Genomic DNA, 18,402 nt, shown 5'->3' on the forward strand with positions numbered 1-18,402 from the left:
TGCAGGCCCTTATCTATTTTTAAGCGTTCCTTAAAAAAAGTAAACGTTATGATAAGAGCAATAGCAGTCGTCGGCACGTGGATGACCCTGTACCTGTTTAGCCCGCAGGTTGCCAACGCACAGGCGGTTGAGCGGTCGCAGCTGATCTCGGCCGGTTGGAAATTTTTCCTGGGCGAGGCGAATGACGCCGCCAATCCAACATTTAAAGATGGTAACTGGAAAACAGTAGATCTTCCGCACGACTGGTCAGTGCACCAGCCCTATAATCCCTCCCTCGCGAGCGCGGCCGGTTATCTTCCCGGTGGCATCGGCTGGTACCGTAAAACGCTGGTGATCGATCCTGCCTATAAGGACAAACAGATAAGCATCTACTTCGAAGGTGTATCCAATAACAGCGAGGTATTTATCAATGGTAAAAGCACGGGCAAACGCCCTAACGGTTATATCTCCTTTTCATATGACCTCACGCCTTACCTGAAAGTGGGCGAAACGAACATGCTGGCGGTGCGGGTAGATCGTACCAAATACAATGATTCCCGCTGGTATGCAGGGTCGGGCATCAGCCGGAATGTGTACCTGCGTGCCACCCATCCCGTGCATTTACAGCAGTGGGGCACCAACTACTACACCCGCAGCATCGGCAAAGATGGCGCATCCGTGACTATCAGCAGTACCGTGGAAAACAGCAGCGCGCAGGCGGCGAACATTACGCTGCAACAGCGCGTCTGGATAAAAGAACCCTGAAAGTACTGGCCACCGCCACTAAAACGGTAAAACTCGTCGCCGGTGAAAAAGGAGGTGAGTGTTGCCCTTAAAGTGCCGGGCGCCCGCGCCTGGTCGGTGGCCTCGCCCAACTTATACACCCTGCAAACCACGGTGCAAAAGGGCAAAGCGGTATTGGATAAAGAACTGACTTCCGTTGGTTTCCGCATCATCCGCTTCGATCCGGATAATGGATTTGCCCTTAATGGCGAATGGATGAAACTGAAAGGCGTTTGTTTGCACCACGACGCAGGTGTACTCGGCGCCGCCGTACCCCGGCCGGTATGGGAGCGGAGATTGAAAACGCTGAAAACACTTGGTTGTAACGCCGTAAGGACCAGCCACAATCCGGCTAATCCAGACCTGTACGACCTGTGCGACGAACTGGGACTGCTGGTAATGGACGAAGGTTTTGACGAATGGAAGCATCCTAAACGTAAATGGGTAGAAGGCTGGAACGTGGGAACTCCCGGCTTCGACGGCTATGCGCCGAACTTTGAAGAATGGGGCGAGCGTGACATGGCCGACCTGGTGCTGCGCGACAGGCGTCATCCTTCTATTATTATGTGGAGCATCGGTAACGAAGTGGATTATCCCAATGATCCCTACTCACACCCGGTGCTCGATACCGCCACCTTCGGACAAAAAGCCTATGGCGGTTATCGTAAGGATGCCCCGGACGCGATGGAACTGGGCGTGATTGCAGAAAAACTGGCCAAAGTGGTGAAAACGCACGATACTACCCGTCCCGTTACGGCGGCGCTGGCAGGTGTAATCATGAGTAACTATACCGGTTATCCCGGTGCGCTGGATGTTGCGGGTTACAACTATACGGAGAACCGTTACGTACAGGACCATAAAACTTATCCTAAGCGCATTATTTACGGCAGCGAAAACCGCCACGACTTTGCCGCCTGGAAGGCAGTGCGTGACAGCAAAAACATTTTCGGACAGTTTCTCTGGACCGGTATCGATTACCTGGGTGAGTCCGGGCCATGGCCATCGAGGGGTTTTTATTCCGGGTTGATGGATTTTGGCGGATTCGTAAAGCCATTGGGTTACTACCGCAGGTCATTGTGGGCGGAGGAGCCGGTGATTTACGTAGGTGCTATTGCCCGCGGCCGGGGAAGCAGGGGGCAAATGACCAATGCACCCGCCCTCTGGAACTTTGAAGCCGGCGATACCGTGAGGGTAGTGGCGTATACCAACGCTGCCCAGGCAAAACTGCTGCTGAACGGTAAAGAGGTGGGCGCCGCCCGTGCCCACGACGATGCTACCGGCGTAATATTCTGGGACGTTGCCTACCAGCCGGGTAAACTGGAAGCCGTGGCCCTGAATAATGGCGCTGCGGTGGCCAATATGACGATCCAGACGTCGGGCCGCCCGTTCCGGTTGCTGGCAACCAACGCAGGCAGCGGCGACGTGGCCCAGGTAGTTGTAACCGTAGTGGATGAAGAAAACCGCCCCGTAGTACTGGCGGATAATAATATTACCTGCACCATCGAGGGGCAGGCCAAACTCCCGGGACTGGAAGGTGGTGACAATACCGACATGGGCGATTATACCGATAATAAACAACGCGCATACATGGGCAGACTGTTGGCCTATCTCCAACCTGCGCAAAAGGCAGGAGCGGTTAAAGTGACATTTTCTAGCCCGTATTTGCAACCGGTAACGCTGACGTTACCGGCCCGCTAAGAAGGTTGATGGGGACAAATCGCTGATAATGAATCATGTTTGATTTATTGCAGGTCGAATTTGTCCCCCTTTTTTACGATTTGTCCCCTCTCTTGCTGAACGATTAAGCGCTACTTTACAAATGCAATAGAACGATTTAATTCCACAAACTGATGGTTTAATCCTTAATACCCACGCGTATGAAAACGAATACCTTCCATACATGTCGGCTTGCCGGCGCCGCGACTAACGGCGTCAATATAAAGGGATTCCACTGCCAGCTTTCCAGATAGCAACGCACATCACCAACATAAACTGTGAACTATTGATTATCGTATGAATATGAACAGTCTACCTCTTTCCATGTTGAACGCCGTACCGCTGCCCACGTTGCAGGTGCGGCTGAGTGTTCGCCCGAATCGTTCCGCGGACGGTTCGTTTTTCTTAAACCGCTCTAAATCTTGCTTGTAATGAAAATTTGCACGTATCCACGGAGACGTACTGCTGCTCCGTTCTTTATCCGTATACTGAGCTGCGCGCCACTGCTGCTCCTATTAATGATGTTAACCGGCCAGGCTTCCGCACAAACCATCCCTGTAAAAGGGGAGGTGTTGGACACTGCCAGGCGCGGTGTGTCCGAAGCGACCGTCCAGGTAAAAGGTACATCTACCGGCGTTTGGACTGATGCTTCCGGCAAATTTACCATCAATGCCTCCAGGGGTGCTATCCTCCTCATTTCCTCCGTAGGTTATGCACCGCAGGAAGTAACCGTGAACGGTGAATCTGCGGGCACTATCATATTAAAACCCTTCAGCACCGACCTCACCGACGTAGTGGTGGTAGGTTTTGGTACGCAGAAAAAGTGAACCTGACCGGTTCTGTATCTACTGTAACCTCCAAACAGCTGGCCGACAGGCCGGTGCGTAGTGCATCGCAGGCCTTACAGGGGCTCGCAACAGGGCTGAACATTTCCCAGAATAACGGTTCGCTGGAAAGCAACCCAAGTATCAATATACGTGGTCTGGGTACGATCGGAACTTCCTCTTCCAGCCCGCTGATCCTGGTGGATGGTATGGAAGGTTCCCTGAACGCGATCAACCCGCAGGATATTGAAACCATTTCTGTACTGAAAGATGCATCTGCTTCCGCCGTGTACGGTTCCCGCGCCGCATTCGGCGTGGTACTGATCACCACCAAAAAAGGCAAGGCAGGCAAACCCAGTCTGAATTATAATAACAGCTTCCGTTCTTCCCGCCCGGTATTGCTGCCAAAACAAATGGATTCTTACACGTTCGCCCTGTACTGGAACGACGGTAATACCAACGCAGGCAGCGGAGCGTTCTTCTCGCCCGAGCACCTGCAGCGTATTAAAGATTACCAGGACGGAACCAACAAAAACAGCATTATTCCTAACCCGACCAACCCCACCCGCTGGGCCGACGGTTACGGTTTTGGTAATGCCAACGTAGACTGGTATGGTGAGATGTACAAGAGTTCAGCGTTTTCCCAGGAGCACAACCTCAGCCTCCAGGGTGGTACTGATCGCATCAGCTATTACCTCTCCGGCAACGCCATGAAGCAGGCAGGTATGATGCGTTTCAACACGGACCATTATGACCGTTACGGCATCACCGCTAAAGTAAGCGGTAAAATATCCGACGAAGTCACGGTGAACTACACCAACCGTTTCATTTATGAAGGATACGATCGTCCGTCTGCCATGACCGACGGTTTTTACCAGGACCTGGGCAGGCAGGGCTGGCCTACATTGCCTTTGTATGATCCCAATGGTTTCCTGTACAGTGCCCCTTCTCCCGCATTGAAAATGAGGGACGGCGGCCAGGACGCCAACCAGCGTTCCTGGAACTACCAGCAGCTGCAGATCGTGGCTGAGCCTATCGCAGGCTGGAAAACGTTCGCGGAACTGAACTACCGTTCCCGCACCGATTTCCGTCACTGGGATGTACAGAAAATCTACAACCACGACGTAGCCGGTAACCCATACATCTATGATGCATATTCAGAAGTATATGAATATGGTTATAAAGAGAACTACTTCAACACGAACATCTATTCAGAATACAGCAAACGTTTTGCGCAGAAGCACAACACGAAATTCATGCTCGGTTTCCAGTCGGAGCTGACCAAATATCGTGACCTGAGCGCTGTTCGCCAGGGTGTGATCGTACCGGGTAATCCTACGCTGAACACTACTTCCGGCGTAAACAACGCAGGTACCGTGGTGCCTCCGGGCGTTTCCGGCCAGTACCAGAACTGGGGTATCCGGGGCTTCTTCGGTCGTTTGAACTATGATTACGATGGCCGTTACCTGCTGGAAGCGAACATGCGTTACGACGCCTCTTCCAGGTTCCGTTCCGATAGCCGCTGGGGGCTCTTCCCGTCTGTGTCTGCAGGTTGGAACATTACCCAGGAAGCTTTCGCGCAGGATTGGTCTAACGTGGTTAGCCTGCTGAAACTCCGTGGTTCTTATGGTGAGTTGGGTAACCAGAATACCAACAACTGGTATCCTACTTATGTAACCATGCCGGTGGGCACCGCAAACGGCGCCTGGTTAATCAATGGCGTGCGTCCGAACACGGCCAGCGCTCCCGGCCTGGTGAGTTCCACGCTTACATGGGAAACCATCAAAAGTTCCAACGTTGGTATAGATTTCGGTTTCCTGAAAAACAGGCTGACCGGTTCATTCGAGGTGTTCGAGCGTAAAACGCTCAACATGGTGGGCCCTGCCCCGGAACTGCCCGTATCACTGGGTACTGCTGTTCCGCAAACCAACAATACCGACTTGAAAACCCGCGGTTTTGAAGCGGAAGTAACCTGGAACGATCGCCTGGACAATGGTCTGAACTACAGCTTCCGTTTCCTGCTGTCTGACTTCCAGACAACCGTTACCCGTTATCCGAATAAAACCGGCGCCCTCAGCACTTACCGCGAAGGCCAGAAACTCGGCGACATCTGGGGCCTGACGACGATCGGCATTGCGAAAAGCCAGGAAGAAATGGACGGTCATCTGAATAAACTGACCAACGGCGGCCAGAGCGCTATCGGTAACCAGTGGGGTGCAGGTGATATCATGTATAAAGATATCAACGGTGATGGCAAGATCGATAAAGGTAACTCGACCGAAGGTAATCCCGGTGACCTGAGCGTGATCGGCAACAGCACTCCGCGTTACACTTTTGGTTTCGATGCAAATGCCAGCTGGAAAGGCTTCGATGTACGCGCATTCTTCCAGGGTGTTATGAAACGCGATTACTGGCAGGGCAGCTACTTCTTCTGGGGTGCCACCAACAACATCTGGTGGTCGACCGGTTTCAAGGAGCATGAAGATTACTTCCGCGCCGATGAAAGCCATCCGCTTGGCCAAAACCTGAATTCTTACTACGCCCGTCCGCTGTTTAACAGTGGCCGTAACCAGAAACACAAACCCGCTACCTGCAGGATGCTTCTTATATCCGTCTGAAAAACCTGCAGATCGGCTACACCGTACCAGCCAACATCACCAGCAAACTGCGCATGCAGAACCTGCGTGTGTACCTGTCTGGCGAAAACCTGTGGACCGGTACTAAAACCGCTACCATGTTCGATCCGGAAACAATCGACGGTGGCTCGGGCGGTAGCGTTTACCCGCTGCAAAAAGTGATTGCTGGTGGTATCAGTGTAACCTTCTAAACTAACGAACATGAAATTGCTGAATAACTATAAAAGTGTTATTGCCGCTGGCCTCGTAGCCACCACGGTGTTTGCCGCTTCCTGTACCAAAGTGTTGGAGCAGCAGCCCCCATCCGCTATCATTCCTGAAAATTACCTGAACGAAGAATCGCAGCTGGCGGCATATGCCATTGCGCGATATGATATCCTGCCTTCACATGGCAACTGGAGCTTCGGCACGTTTGGTACCGATGGCAATACCGATAATATGGCCACACCCACCATCAACGAACGCTGGGTACCGGGCCAATGGCGTGTAGGCGCTGAAGGTGGCGACTGGAGCTTTGGGAACATCTACCAGATGAACTACTTCCTCGAAAAAGTGATCCCGAAATGGACGGCCAAACAGATTATTGGTAACACCACCAACATCGACCATTATATTGGTGAGATGTATTTCCTGCGCGCTTTCGAATACTTTAATAAACTGCAGGCGCTGGGTGATTTCCCGATCGTGCGTTCGGTACTGCCCGATAGCCGCGAACCGCTGGTAGCAGCGAGCCAGCGTGCGCCGCGCACGGAAGTGGCGCGCTTCATCCTGTCGGACCTGGATTCTGCGATTACATTATTGCAGACCAGCTCACCCAACGGAAAAAGCCGTATATCCAAACCCGTTGCACAGTTGTTCAAGTCAAGGGTAGCCCTGTACGAAGGCACCTGGCTGAAGTACTTCAAAGGAACGGCGCTGGTACCAAATGGTCCGGGCTGGCCTGGTAAGGAAAAATCTTACAATGCAAACTACCAGTTCAAATCCGGCAGCATCGATGGTGAGATCGAGTTCTTCCTGAACGAGGCGATGGTGGCTTCAAAAGCGGTAGCCGATGCGGTACAGCTGGTCAATAACACAGGCATCATCGAGTCGCCTAACAATGAAAATCCTTATTTCAATATGTTTAGCGCGGTGAACATGTCTGGCTACAGCGAAGTATTGCTCTGGCGCCAGTATGCCACTGCCATCGTTACGCACAACGTGCCGGTATACGCACAGAGCGGCAACTACGGTGTAGGTCTTACTAAAAGCATGGTAGAAAGCTTCCTGATGGCAAATGGTTTACCCATTTACGCCGCCGGCAGCGGTTACCAGGGCGATGACTCCCTGCAAACCATCCGCGCTGACCGCGACGGCCGCCTGCAATTGTTTTTGAAACAACCAGGACAGCGCAACATCCTGCTGAACGCTACCGCGGGTACGCATGGTACTGCGATAGAACCGATCCCGCAAATCTGGGTATCCAGCTGGGAAAGCAAGTACTCTACAGGTTACGCTATCCGTAAGGGGCTGAGCTACGATGGCGCGCAGACCAACAACGGTCAGGGTTTCACCGGCAGCATCACCTTCAGGGCGAGCGAAGCTTACCTGAACTATATAGAAGCTTCTTACGAAAAAACCGGCGCACTGGACGTAACCGCGATGGATTACTGGCAGAAACTGCGCGCCCGTGCAAAAGTGAGCACCGATATTGCCGCTACCATTGCTGCTACCGAAATGGCGAAAGAAACACAGGATTGGGGCGCTTACTCTGCCAACCAGCTGATAAACCCTACCCTGTACAACATTCGCCGCGAACGTCGTAACGAATTAATGGCGGAAGGCCTGCGTATGATGGACCTGAAACGTTGGAGAGCGCTGGATCAGATGATCGCCACACCTTACCACGTAGAAGGTTTTAAACTGTGGGGCCCGATGAGAAACTGGTATACACCTGCACAACTGGTGTACGGTGGTGGCAATTCTGCCGCCGTAGTGTCCGACCCGGCACTGAGCCAATACCTGCGTCCCTACGAGATCCGCAATAACGCTATCGGCTACAACGGCGTACGCTGGAACCTGGCGCACTACCTGAGCCCGATCGCGATCCAGCACTTCACGATCACCGCCAATGGTGCTGATCTCGGTACATCGCCGATTTATCAGAACCCGGGCTGGCCGATGGTGGCTGGACAGGGTGTTCAATAGCATTGTTTACGAATCACAGATAGAAAAGGATAGATCCCGTCACGAAAGTGGCGGGGTCTTTTTTTTATGCAGCATAAATAGCCAGCCCCAGTTGCCCCCAGGTAACGGGGGGCTTTCCTATAGGGATCCTCTATACATCCTATATGCTGATCCGCTGAAACCCGCCACCATGCTACCCCACCTTATAGGATCCATACAGGATGCATATAGGATGTCCGAACTATATTCAGTATTCTAAATAGTTAATACGAGGTGTATGCTGCAATAGCAAAGGTCTATATGATTGATTGTTAAGCATAAACAAAATATAAATATAATTGGTACAAGTTTTACCCCACGCCAGTAAAGGGTTTCAGCCGATCAGGCACCGTTCATACGTCCAAAATGGGGGTCACTACAGCGTTTATGCAGCTTCGTTACATCGTAACCCATATCGGTATTTCACGATAGTATCTTTGTAAAACGTCACCCAAAAGGGGTGAAATCCCAGCCTGTCGATCGTCGTAAGATGGAGGCCAGGCGCGGTAAGTTTTTTGACATATTGGTTAAGAAAATGGTCTGCTTTATCATATATAGGTAAGGGGGATTTGTATTCCTCAACCGGCTGAAAGCGGCCAGTTTGTATGAGTACACGCATTTTGCTCATATCACGTTCAACGACCTGTTCTGCAACCGGTACTGGTTCGGCGTCATCCCCGTCACTTTTTTAAACACCTTCGAAAAGTGGGGTAGGCTTTCAAACCCAAGCTGCTCCGCAATATCCGCATATGGCGTACTGCTGGTAGCGATCAGGTACTGTGCGCGCTCTATCCGTTTTTCATGCACATAGCTCAGCGGCCGCATGCCGGTAAACTTCTGGAACTGGCGCGAAAAGTAATCCTGGTGCTGGGTTACACGTGCTGCCAGGTGCGCAATGGTCAGCTTTTCGGCCAGGTGCAGCTGTATATAGGAAATGGTGTCCAGTATTTTAGAAGGGATGATCTGTGCCCCCGTTTGCCGCGCATTACTCACGAACCGGGACAGCAGTTGCAACAATATGCCCTGTGTTTCAAGGTACACCGCGTCGCTCTGGAGGTTGTTTAATTCACGGTACTCGCGGTAATAGGCGTCTTTTCATACACCTTCGGGTTGTCCGACCTGTTAATGCCTCTGCCCGGGTTGATGGCCAGCATCCTTTTAAAATTGGCGATATCGGTGTCAGTGGCGGGCAGCTTCATTAGCTGGCGGCTGTTGTAAAAGAGCGAGATGCCGTCCGGGGCCGCTTCAAAAAACTGGATAAAGTACTGGCTGAGGTACGAAGGGCAACTGAGGTTGCACAGGGTAAAGCTCGGAATAAGATAAATATGACCGGGTTCCAGCGTTACCTTGTCGCGCTCCCCCGATACCATGCCTTCGCCGTCGTCGATATAGTACATCCTGTAGTAGGGACTAATCACGTGTTTGTAGTTCCATTGGGCGTTCAGGCGAACATGGTCTACATGGAGTAAGGAGAAAGCGTGTTTCAGGAGGCGGCTGCTCATGGCATGAAAATAAGGAATATAGTGATAGGGCAGAAGGTCGGATTTGAATAAAATAAAGTCTTATTTATAGTGCGTGGAAAAACGGCGTTAGGGTTATTTTGAGACCATTCCACCAAATCCCGCGTTGCGTATATGAATAGAAGAACACTGATCAAACAATTGGGCCTGTCCGTACCGGCCTACCTGCTGTCCAGGCAAGCAGGCGCTTTTTCGCCGGCACCTTTTAAGTTTAAGCCAACATGGGAGTCCCTGGGCGGTTACACGGTGCCGGAATGGTACCGCAATGCCAAATTCGGCATCTGGGCGCATTGGGGCCCGCAGTGTGAGCCGGAGTACGGCGACTGGTACGCCCGTGGCATGTACCAGGAAGGCAGCGGCCAGTATAAGTACCATTTACAGCGTTACGGTCATCCGTCCAAATTCGGTTTCAAAGATGTGATCCATCAGTGGAAAGCCGATCAGTGGAACCCGGAATATCTCGTGTCGCTGTACAAAAAAGTGGGGGCGAAGTACTTCTTCGCCATGGCCAATCACCACGATAATCTGGACCTCTGGAACTCCACACACCAGTCGTGGAACTCCGTAAATGTGGGCCCCGGGAAAGATATTATCGGGGGATGGGCGAAGGCTGCAAAAAAGCCGGACTGCCGTTCGGTGTAAGCGTACATGCCGCACATGCACGGAGCTGGTTCGAAACAGCACAACGGGCAGACAAGTCCGGCCCGATGGCGGGTGTACCGTACGATGGCAAGTTGACTGCCAAAGATGGCAAAGGCGCCTGGTGGGATGGCATGGATCCGCAGGCCCTGTATGCGCAAGACCATCCGCTGAGCAAAAACAGCGGAGATGATGGAATGATCCACCAGCAATGGAACTGGGGGAACGGCGTAACACCGCCATCTAAAGCCTATTGTGATAAGTTTTTAAAACGTACCCTCGAACTGATCGATAAATACGAGCCGGAGCTGATTTATTTTGATGACACGGTATTGCCCTTTTATCCGCTGAATGATATCGGGTTGCAGATCGCCGCACACCACTACAATCAAAGTATCAAACGAAATAAAGGAACGTTGAAGGCGGTGATCAATGGCAAAATCCTGGACGAAATGCAGCGGAAGTGTATGGTATGGGATATCGAACGCGGACAAAGCAACAGGATAGAGCCCTTTACCTGGCAAACGGATACTTGTCTTGGCTCGTGGCATTACGATAAACGGGTTTATGAAAACAAGTGGTATAAGTCCGCCAAAACAGTGGTGCAAACACTGGTGGATGTTGTCAGCAAAAACGGTAACTTCCTGTTGAACGTGCCGGTGAAAGGAAATGGATCGATTGATGACCGGGAGCTGGCGATCCTCAATGAAGTGGCAGAATGGATGCACATCAATTCCGAATGCATTTATGATACGCACCCCTGGAAAGTGTTCGGAGAAGGACCGGCAATTACCGACGCTCCACCACTATCCGCGCAGGGTTTTAATGAAGGCAAAGGCCGTCCGTTCGGCGCGGAAGATATTCGCTTTACCCAAAAAGGAAAGGTACTGTACGCTGTAGTGTACGGTTGGCCGGAAGACGGTAAGGTGAAGATAAAGAGTTTGTCGGAAGGCAATGCTCACCGTCCCGAAACGATCACGCAGATCGAGATGCCGGGTGCCGGAAAACTTACGTTTCAGCGCAATCGTGAACACCTCGAGGTGCAGCTGCCCGAAAACCGGCGGGCACTGGCATATGGACTTGTTTTAAAAATAGTGTAGTATGATGGCAATGAATATCCCGAAGGTAATCTTCGGGACGAGTGCGTTAGGAAATTTATATACTTCGCTCACGCCCGCGGAGAAAACGGAAATCGTAAAGGCGTGTATAGCCGCTTCTCCTGTGCCGGCGGTATTTGATACTGCCGGAAAATACGGTGCAGGCCTCGCGCTGGAAGCTTTGGGTAACAGTCTCCGGGAATTGGGCGTACCGCAGCAAGCGGTAATGATCAGTAATAAGCTGGGCTGGTACCGTATTCCGCTCACCGGTGACGAACCTGCGTTTGAGCCTGGTGTATGGAAAGATATTCAGTTTGATGCCGAACAGCGTATCAGTTATGAGGGCATCCTGCAATGTTACGAACAGGGAAATGAGTTACTGGGCGGCTATCATGCTTCGCTGGTGTCGGTACACGACCCGGACGAATACCTGGCCGCCGCAGTGTCGGGGGATGAACGGGCAAAACGGCTGGCAGATATTAAAGACGCCTATCGCGCACTGTTTGAACTGAAATCGCATGGCAGGATACAGGCTGTTGGTGTAGGCGCCAAAGACTGGCGCGTGATCCGGGAAATAACGGATATGCTGGCGCTTGACTGGGTCATGATCGCCAATAGTATGACCTTGCACACGCACCCGGACGAACTGCTGGATTACATGGCACACCTGCAATCAAAAGGAACGGGTATTATCAATTCCGCGGTATTTAACGGCGGGTTTCTAACCGGTGGTGATTATTATAACTATCGTTTAGTCGATAAGGAGCATGTTGCACTGATGCATTGGCGGGATCAGTTTTTGCAGTTTGCGCCGATTTTGATGTACAACCGGCACACGCCTGCGTACAGTTCGGATTAAGCGTACCAGGTGTTACCGCCATAGCGTTAGTACCAGCAAAGCAGGAAAAGTAAAAGGAAATGTTGATATGGCGACGAAAAGTATTCCGGTTGATTTTGGAAAGCGTTAAGAGCGCAGCATTTAATTAGTACCAGATGAAAACATGGATATGTACAGCGCACGGCATATTTTCCCGGGGACAGGCAGCAATGCCTGTTGAGAAGGAGGGACATGCCATTATTAAAATCCGGCGCATCGGCATTTGCGGAACGGACCTGCATGCGTTCCAGGGTACGCAACCCTACTTTTCTTATCCGCGCATACTAGGGCACGAACTGTCGGGCACCCTGTTGTCGGAGGTAGATGGATTCACCGTCGGCGATGCCGTAACGTTTATCCCCTACTTCCATTGCGGTACCTGCATTGCCTGCCGTTCCGGCAAACCGAATTGCTGCGTTAATATCAATGTGTTCGGCGTGCATATCGATGGGGGATGATGGAATACGTACAGGTGCCTTCGGCCTCCCTGGTGCACGGGCGGGGATTGACATACGAGCAATTGGCACTTGTGGAGCCATTGGCGATCGGCGCGCATGCCGTGCGCAGAGCCGCGGTGTCGGCATCCGATACCGTGCTCGTGATGGGTGCAGGCCCGATCGGTATGGGCGTAATGGAACTGGCGCGTATTGCGGGCGCCCGCGTGATAGCAATGGATGTGAACGAAAACCGGCTGGCATTCTGTAGTATGCGGTTAGGCATCGCGGATACGATTAACGCCACAAAAACAGACGCCGCAGCTGCCCTGCGGGAACTAACAAACGGCGATATGGCCACAGTGGTGATCGACGCGACGGGCAACCTGGGCGCGATCAATAATGGCATTAACTTTTTAGCGCACGGCGGAACGTATGTACTGGTAGGACTGCAAAAACAGGCGTTTTCGTTCAGTCATCCCGAATTTCATAAAAGAGAAAGTACGTTAATGAGCAGCCGCAATGCTACCCGGGAGGATTTTGACAGGGTAGTGGCTGGTATCTGCAGCGGTCAGATTGATGTGACACGCTATATTTCACACCTCGCGGGGTTTGACGAAGTCGCGGAAAGCTTTCCTTTCTGGCTGGATCCCGCCAATGGAGTGATAAAGGCAATGGTGCGGGTGGATTAAGCCCTTAACCACCGCGCCATATCCGGGAACTCCGGCAACCCGTGGTGGTCTGCTTTACCCGGCTCTGCCGACATGCCCGCATATTGCAACATCGACACGCCAAACATGCCGCCATTATCAAAATTGGCGGCAATTTTTTTTCCGTTCCCTTTGTATCCATGTTCATGGAACACGAAATGAGGATCTAGATCGAGGTACAGGCAGGCAGCGTATGACCAGGCAACGGCCATCATCTCTTCGCCTTCGCGTTGCATGCGTAAAGGAATATTATCGTTGTGCAGGGTAGCACGCTCGCTGGCGGGCACTACGGCAATGTGTCCGGCTTCATGGAGAATGTCGCCGGGATAGCGGAGTTGTGACTTGTCGATGATCAACTGACCGTTCTGTATCAGGGCGCCGGGCAGAAAGGTGTCTGGCGGAAGTTCGGCGAAGATCACCGGGATGCCGATCGCCCAGATAAAGTCCACAGCGATGTCGAAGGAGGCAGCTTCATTTTTTGTCATCCTGTAAAGGTACGGATAAATCGCGGGACAGGGCTTTTATGCCCTGTAAGCGCTGCTTTTACGCCAGTACCATCCACCTGCAGCCAGCAGTAATAAAACGCCGCCAGCGAGCCAGAAGAGCGTGTATGGACGCTTATATACCACGCTGTCATCACCGATCAGGGTGAGTCCCGCCCAATAATACGGATGCGCCAGGCGGGGATCGCTATCCAGCAGGTCTAGTTTCGCTTTCCGCAGCGCCTCACTTTTTGTATAGCCCTTTGACAGGTAGTCGTAGCATCCCGTGATCACCTTCATACTGGTCTTCTCGTCAATCTTCCAGCCACTCATGATCACACTTTTACAACCCGCGTACATAAAACTGTGGGATAAGGACAGGATGCCTTCTCCTTCCTGCAATGCACCGGCGCCTGTTTCGCAGGCAGTGAGCACGGCCAGGTCGGCGTGCAACTGCATGGCATAGATTTCATAAGCATGCAGGTAACCATCTTCGGTATTGGCAGAATCGCCGGGCGCCGCCTGGGCGAAGTATAATCTTGAATGCAATTGCGCGGCGTCGTTCAGAGCAGCATGCGTTCCCAGGTGTAACACGCGGTAACCAGGCGCTGCCTGTTTAAAGGTTTGTTCCTGCGCCTGTTGTTCGGCGTACAGGTCATTCGGAACAATACGGCCGATCTGCCGGGCAGCCTCCAGCGCAAAGGGCTGGCGATGCAGGTACAGGTATTCTTGTTCGCTGGTATTACGCTGCCGGTACAAGTCCTTCATTTCATCCGTGAACACGGGTGTAAACAGGAGTGCTTTATCATTAGCGCGGCCTGTATGACCTTCGTTTAATTGTATGGCGCTGGTCGCCGACAATAAATAGCTGATATTGTAATCGCGCACCAGGTAAGGCATGTCGGCAAAACGGGCAGCGTTGTTTCGCGAAAGCAGTAATTCAAAATTGAGGTAAAACAACTCGCCATCGGGTACGACCAGTAAGCGTTTTCTGTTGACGTGCGCCACTGCGGGTTGTACCAATGCGTTATACAGGTGAAACGCCGGCGCCGCGAAGGCTTCGGGTGATAAGCCGCTCAGCTGCCGCAACGTGTGAATGTCTGCCAGTGCTTTACGGGGAATCCTTTGCATGCGGCAAACCTTGTCATTCACCACGAATAGAAACACCCATTCACCTGTAACTGTATATTCCAGCAAGGTTTCGCCGTGGCGCAGCAGCTTACTGCGGATGTCCTGCAAAGAGTAAGGCTCCAATCGGTACCTGGCTGCCAGCGCGGTATTGCCTGAGGTGCGGATGCTGTCCTGGAATATGCGGTATTGCTCGATTGCGCCGGTAAGTAAGTGCAGCACCGAATCTCCGCCCTCATTCAAATAACGCGCATTCAATTCCCCGATCCGTTTTCGGAACTGGTGATCACGTTCGGTGACGGGATCGCTGCTGCCGCCGGCATCCGCCAGCAGGTTGTTGGCTGCCAGCCGCAACAGGAGCGCCTTGCTTTGCTCGCTGTAGCCCAATGCTTTTTCGGGAAGTCCGAGCTCCCAGCATGTTTCAATCGCCGTGGCGTAAAGATGTTTATGTACGGCGGATAAGTCTTTTAATGTAGCCTGTGTACGAAACGCCGGGAGATGCGTGGCGATGTATTGCGTATACCGGTCAGCCAGCTGCAATACGGCACGGCCCTGCAATAATTTCATCCGGTGCCGGATGTACAAACTGGTGTTGTAACTGAACGGCAACTTACCCACCCATGATCCGTCTTGCGGCAGATGTGAGCGCCCCGTGAGCTCACAGAATACGCTGTCTGAATAGGCGAGCGCGTTCGCGGACTGTCCTGCCGCCAGGTAAATAACACTGATATTCTGCAATTTTTCTGCAATGCCATCATTCCCTTTTGGGTAGATGTTGCGAAAGGCAGTGACTACCTTTTGCTGAGATGGAGCGCTGCGTCATATTGTCCTTTGCCGGATAACACGGTGGCCAGTGCTTCCTGGGTTTGCAGCGCCAGGCGTGTTTGCATGGCTCCGGCCTGTTCAAAATGTTTTAACGCCAGCCGGTAGTATTGTTCTGCTTTGGCAAATTGTTGCTGATCGAGGTACAGGTCGCCATAAAAGGTTTCCACATAAGCCATGGCGTCCGCATCGGTGGGACCATGTTTTTGTTGCAGGGCATATGCGCGGCCGAACAGTTTTTCCGCTTCCGTCCATGCACCCAGTTTTCTTTTATTATCGGCCACACCCACCAATATTTTGATCATACCTGCTTCATCCGGGCCGTACACCTGCTCAAATATGGCACTGCCTTTGGCCAGGTATTCCTGCGCGAGGAAATGTTCGTTAATGTAGCTGTACAGGTTGCCCAGGTTCTGATAGGCGCTGGCCAGCGAAAAGCCATTATTCTTCTTTTGTTGATAATTTGCAAACTGGATATCGAGCGCTTTGCGGCGATGATATAAAGCTTCCTCGTATTGCAGTAATGCCTCGTAAATATTACCCAAACTATTATGCAATATGCCAATGGCGCGGTGCCCCGGCGGATAATGCAGCAGCATTACCCGTTGCAGTTCTTTGCCTTCCGCCAAAGCCTGCTGGTATTGTTCACTATATTGACTGATGTAATAGTTTGTTTGTAAAAGGGAAGGCATATCCTGCCCGTCTTTTCCCTGCAATTTTAGATTTAGCTGGTAGGCGCGCTGCGCCCAGGGCCGGGCTTTGTCGTATTCATCCTGCATCAGGTAAAGGATGGCGGTGTTGTTATACAGGAAAACGATGTGTCGGTTCATGGTGTCGCGCTCTGGAACAGCTTGGGCGGCGAATTGCAGTAAGGTGGCAGCTTTATTAAAATCCTGTTGCTGTACATAGATCTGTCCCGCCCGACTGAAAGCCGCTACAGTTGCCACGTGTTGTGCAGGCAGCTGTTTGCTTAGCCGGATAGCGGTATCCATTATTTTTAAGGCGGCTTCGGCGCTTTTGGCGTCCCAGGTAATGAGGGCCTGTTGTGTATAGGCCAATACGAGGCTGTCTTTCCGCGCTGTTTTTGTATACAGGCCAATTGCCTGTCGTGCGTAGTACCCGGCGCTGTCGAGCTTATTATCGCGATACAGCTGCACCGATCGGGTGTAGGCATGTTGCTGTGCGGCGCTGCGGATTGGCAGGCATAACAGGTACAGTACGATGATACAGGTGATGCGCATGCGTTATTTGGCTAATTCTTCCAACAGTGTACGGGCTTCTTCCCGCTGGGGTAATCGTTTCAGCAATTCCGCGGCCGTGGTGCGGTCACCGCTCCGGAGGCGGATGAGGGCAAGATACCAGGTGGCATCATCGGCAAAAGTACTTTCGTTGGTAGACACCGGGATGAGCAGTCGTTCCGCTTCCACGATGTGTTGCTGGTTCAACTGCGCCATACCCCGGTAGTAACGGAGGGTATCGTTATCGCCCTGAGCATCGGCTACTTTTTCCCATATGGATAAGGCGGTGGCGTATTGTTCTTCTTTATAACTGATCATCCCGTCGTTAAACAGGTAGTTGGCGGAATCGCTGCCCATGGTTACGGGCAGGCCCATATCCGGGGAAAAGTAGGTACTATACAGGCGTTCGTTGCTATCGCCCCGGGGCCATAGCAGCCAGGAGGCGGCTGCGACTAGGAGCAATACCGAGGCGGCGACCCACCAGCGGCGGTATAGCGGAACAGTTTTGCCGGGCGTTGACACCAAGGCATGAAAGGCGGGCAGTTTTTGATGCAGCGCAGCTTCTGCAATACCGATCGTCAGTTGACGCACTTCCGCAACTTTCCGTTCAAAAACAGGATCGGTGCCGATGCGTTGTTCGAATAACTGCAGCGCATTGCCGTCCAGTGTGCCGTCGAGGTACGCTTCGATCTCTTCCAGTTCTTCGGGTGATATGTCGTATTGTTGGGGCATACTACTGTTCGTTTTTAGTGACTAATGCTCTCAATTGCTTCAGGCAGCGGTATTTATTGTTTTTAGCGCTGGCTTCCGTCCAGGAAAAATGAGCAGCGATGGCGCGGAGCGAATCTTTTTTAAAATAAAACCTGGCCAGCAGTTCCCGGCATTGCTCACCCAGCACGGCGAATTGTGTTTTTACCGCATCTATGTAAGGATGGATATCATCTTCTTCTTCCGGTTGATCTTCCAGTGCTGCCGTATGCAGGTGTTTATGTGCCCGCAGATGGTCGATCCATTTGTTTTTGCTCACGCGGAACAGGTAAGCGCCATATTCAAGGCTGCTCCGCGGTGTAAATTTCCGCAGTTTTATATTACGCCAAACGGCTAAAAAGGCTTCCTGGTAAATGTCGCGCGCATCGTCGGTGGTGCCCTTGTTTTGGAGAACGTACCGCTCTACTCCGGGATAATTGTGCGTATACATTGCCTGTAACACTTGTTCGTCGTTCGACTGCAAGGCATCTAAGAAAGCAACGGGCGAAAGTAGGGATAAGTCAGCTTGGGCCATGCAGGCATAGTTTCCAGCTAAACTAATAGA

The 18,402-nt window shown here is 52.1% G+C and carries 17 protein-coding genes and 1 pseudogene; 11 read left to right on the forward strand and 7 right to left on the reverse strand.

Annotated features, from left to right (window positions below; genetic code table 11):
• The first annotated feature begins 48 nt into the window (after nt 1–48).
• The 6 genes from MKQ70_RS06715 to MKQ70_RS06740 all read left to right on the forward strand — a co-directional run bounded on the left by MKQ70_RS06715 (nt 49) and on the right by MKQ70_RS06740 (nt 8,125).
• Nucleotides 49–744, forward strand: a complete 696-nt coding sequence (locus MKQ70_RS06715) for a sugar-binding domain-containing protein (protein WP_248069413.1) — start codon at nt 49–51, stop codon at nt 742–744.
• Between the two features lie 42 nt (nt 745–786).
• Nucleotides 787–2,460, forward strand: a complete 1,674-nt coding sequence (locus MKQ70_RS06720) for a glycoside hydrolase family 2 TIM barrel-domain containing protein (protein WP_248069414.1) — start codon at nt 787–789, stop codon at nt 2,458–2,460.
• Between the two features lie 449 nt (nt 2,461–2,909).
• Nucleotides 2,910–3,305 carry a carboxypeptidase-like regulatory domain-containing protein gene (locus MKQ70_RS06725; RefSeq protein ID WP_248069415.1) on the forward strand — a complete coding sequence of 132 codons (396 nt, stop codon included), beginning with the start codon at nt 2,910–2,912 and terminating at the stop codon, nt 3,303–3,305.
• Nucleotides 3,302–5,920, forward strand: a complete 2,619-nt coding sequence (locus MKQ70_RS06730) for a SusC/RagA family TonB-linked outer membrane protein (protein ID WP_248069416.1) — start codon at nt 3,302–3,304, stop codon at nt 5,918–5,920. The genes MKQ70_RS06725 and MKQ70_RS06730 overlap by 4 nt, the downstream gene beginning before the upstream one ends.
• A 53-nt stretch (nt 5,921–5,973) precedes the next feature.
• Nucleotides 5,974–6,129, forward strand: coding sequence for a hypothetical protein (locus tag MKQ70_RS06735; RefSeq protein WP_248069418.1), 156 nt, complete (start codon nt 5,974–5,976; stop codon nt 6,127–6,129).
• A gap of 10 nt (nt 6,130–6,139) precedes the next feature.
• Nucleotides 6,140–8,125, forward strand: coding sequence for a RagB/SusD family nutrient uptake outer membrane protein (locus MKQ70_RS06740; protein WP_248069419.1), 1,986 nt, complete (start codon nt 6,140–6,142; stop codon nt 8,123–8,125).
• Nucleotides 8,126–8,767: 642 nt separating this feature from the next.
• On the opposite strand, the gene MKQ70_RS06745 is transcribed toward MKQ70_RS06740, so the two are convergent.
• Both MKQ70_RS06745 and MKQ70_RS06750 read right to left on the reverse strand, forming a co-directional pair.
• On the reverse strand, nt 8,768–9,160 hold the full coding sequence (locus MKQ70_RS06745) for a helix-turn-helix domain-containing protein (protein WP_248069421.1): 393 nt from the start codon (nt 9,158–9,160) through the stop codon (nt 8,768–8,770).
• Nucleotides 9,161–9,204: 44 nt separating this feature from the next.
• Entirely contained in the window at nt 9,205–9,645 is a 441-nt protein-coding gene (locus MKQ70_RS06750; RefSeq protein WP_248069423.1) for a hypothetical protein, read from the reverse strand.
• Nucleotides 9,646–9,777: 132 nt separating this feature from the next.
• Here MKQ70_RS06750 and MKQ70_RS06755 point away from each other — a divergent pair.
• The 5 genes and pseudogenes from MKQ70_RS06755 to MKQ70_RS06775 all read left to right on the forward strand — a co-directional run.
• Nucleotides 9,778–10,982 (forward strand): annotated as a pseudogene (locus tag MKQ70_RS06755) (alpha-L-fucosidase); the annotation flags it as partial.
• Between the two features lie 42 nt (nt 10,983–11,024).
• Nucleotides 11,025–11,402 carry an alpha-L-fucosidase C-terminal domain-containing protein gene (locus tag MKQ70_RS06760; RefSeq protein ID WP_248081111.1) on the forward strand — a complete coding sequence of 126 codons (378 nt, stop codon included), beginning with the start codon at nt 11,025–11,027 and terminating at the stop codon, nt 11,400–11,402.
• 1 nt (nt 11,403) lies between these two features.
• Nucleotides 11,404–12,258 carry an aldo/keto reductase gene (locus tag MKQ70_RS06765; RefSeq protein WP_248069424.1) on the forward strand — a complete coding sequence of 285 codons (855 nt, stop codon included), beginning with the start codon at nt 11,404–11,406 and terminating at the stop codon, nt 12,256–12,258.
• A 134-nt stretch (nt 12,259–12,392) separates the two neighbouring features.
• The gene (locus MKQ70_RS06770) at nt 12,393–12,734 is read left to right on the forward strand and encodes an alcohol dehydrogenase catalytic domain-containing protein (RefSeq protein WP_248069425.1); all 342 of its coding nucleotides are present in this window, start codon (nt 12,393–12,395) and stop codon (nt 12,732–12,734) included.
• The gene (locus MKQ70_RS06775) at nt 12,731–13,402 is read left to right on the forward strand and encodes a zinc-binding dehydrogenase (RefSeq protein WP_248069426.1); all 672 of its coding nucleotides are present in this window, start codon (nt 12,731–12,733) and stop codon (nt 13,400–13,402) included. The genes MKQ70_RS06770 and MKQ70_RS06775 overlap by 4 nt, the downstream gene beginning before the upstream one ends.
• On the opposite strand, the gene MKQ70_RS06780 is transcribed toward MKQ70_RS06775, so the two are convergent.
• Genes MKQ70_RS06780 through MKQ70_RS06800 form a run of 5 tightly spaced genes read right to left on the reverse strand, consistent with a single transcriptional unit; the run spans nt 13,399 to nt 18,372 of the window.
• The gene (locus tag MKQ70_RS06780) at nt 13,399–13,905 is read right to left on the reverse strand and encodes a hypothetical protein (protein ID WP_248069427.1); all 507 of its coding nucleotides are present in this window, start codon (nt 13,903–13,905) and stop codon (nt 13,399–13,401) included. The two genes, MKQ70_RS06775 and MKQ70_RS06780, sit on opposite strands and share 4 nt — an antisense overlap.
• 36 nt (nt 13,906–13,941) lie before the next feature.
• A complete protein-coding gene (locus MKQ70_RS06785; protein WP_248069428.1) occupies nt 13,942–15,768 on the reverse strand; it encodes a CHAT domain-containing protein in 1,827 nt (608 codons plus the stop codon).
• A gap of 53 nt (nt 15,769–15,821) precedes the next feature.
• Nucleotides 15,822–17,093 (reverse strand): tetratricopeptide repeat protein, encoded by a 1,272-nt coding sequence (locus MKQ70_RS06790; RefSeq protein ID WP_248069429.1) that lies wholly within the window; start codon nt 17,091–17,093, stop codon nt 15,822–15,824.
• Nucleotides 17,094–17,096: 3 nt separating this feature from the next.
• The gene (locus MKQ70_RS06795; protein ID WP_248069430.1) at nt 17,097–17,822 is read right to left on the reverse strand and encodes a tetratricopeptide repeat protein; all 726 of its coding nucleotides are present in this window, start codon (nt 17,820–17,822) and stop codon (nt 17,097–17,099) included.
• A 1-nt stretch (nt 17,823) separates the two neighbouring features.
• Nucleotides 17,824–18,372 carry an RNA polymerase sigma factor gene (locus MKQ70_RS06800; protein WP_248069432.1) on the reverse strand — a complete coding sequence of 183 codons (549 nt, stop codon included), beginning with the start codon at nt 18,370–18,372 and terminating at the stop codon, nt 17,824–17,826.
• Between the last annotated feature and the right edge of the window lie 30 nt (nt 18,373–18,402).

Source organism: Chitinophaga sedimenti (assembly GCF_023156195.1).
Taxonomy (GTDB): domain Bacteria; phylum Bacteroidota; class Bacteroidia; order Chitinophagales; family Chitinophagaceae; genus Chitinophaga; species Chitinophaga sedimenti.

What these genes read in the sequence shown, in the direction of transcription:
- MKQ70_RS06750 (WP_248069423.1), bottom strand. Translation starts at nt 9,645, where the DNA reads ATGAGCAGCCGCCTCCTGAAACACGCTTTCTCCTTACTCCATGTAGAC.
- MKQ70_RS06735 (WP_248069418.1), top strand. Translation starts at nt 5,974, where the DNA reads ATGCAGAACCTGCGTGTGTACCTGTCTGGCGAAAACCTGTGGACCGGT.
- MKQ70_RS06795 (WP_248069430.1), bottom strand. Translation starts at nt 17,822, where the DNA reads ATGCCCCAACAATACGACATATCACCCGAAGAACTGGAAGAGATCGAA.
- MKQ70_RS06765 (WP_248069424.1), top strand. Translation starts at nt 11,404, where the DNA reads ATGATGGCAATGAATATCCCGAAGGTAATCTTCGGGACGAGTGCGTTA.
- MKQ70_RS06760 (WP_248081111.1), top strand. Translation starts at nt 11,025, where the DNA reads ATGCACATCAATTCCGAATGCATTTATGATACGCACCCCTGGAAAGTG.
- MKQ70_RS06725 (WP_248069415.1), top strand. Translation starts at nt 2,910, where the DNA reads ATGAAAATTTGCACGTATCCACGGAGACGTACTGCTGCTCCGTTCTTT.
- MKQ70_RS06775 (WP_248069426.1), top strand. Translation starts at nt 12,731, where the DNA reads ATGATGGAATACGTACAGGTGCCTTCGGCCTCCCTGGTGCACGGGCGG.
- MKQ70_RS06780 (WP_248069427.1), bottom strand. Translation starts at nt 13,905, where the DNA reads ATGACAAAAAATGAAGCTGCCTCCTTCGACATCGCTGTGGACTTTATC.
- MKQ70_RS06800 (WP_248069432.1), bottom strand. Translation starts at nt 18,372, where the DNA reads ATGGCCCAAGCTGACTTATCCCTACTTTCGCCCGTTGCTTTCTTAGAT.
- MKQ70_RS06770 (WP_248069425.1), top strand. Translation starts at nt 12,393, where the DNA reads ATGAAAACATGGATATGTACAGCGCACGGCATATTTTCCCGGGGACAG.
- MKQ70_RS06790 (WP_248069429.1), bottom strand. Translation starts at nt 17,093, where the DNA reads ATGCGCATCACCTGTATCATCGTACTGTACCTGTTATGCCTGCCAATC.
- MKQ70_RS06740 (WP_248069419.1), top strand. Translation starts at nt 6,140, where the DNA reads ATGAAATTGCTGAATAACTATAAAAGTGTTATTGCCGCTGGCCTCGTA.
- MKQ70_RS06715 (WP_248069413.1), top strand. Translation starts at nt 49, where the DNA reads ATGATAAGAGCAATAGCAGTCGTCGGCACGTGGATGACCCTGTACCTG.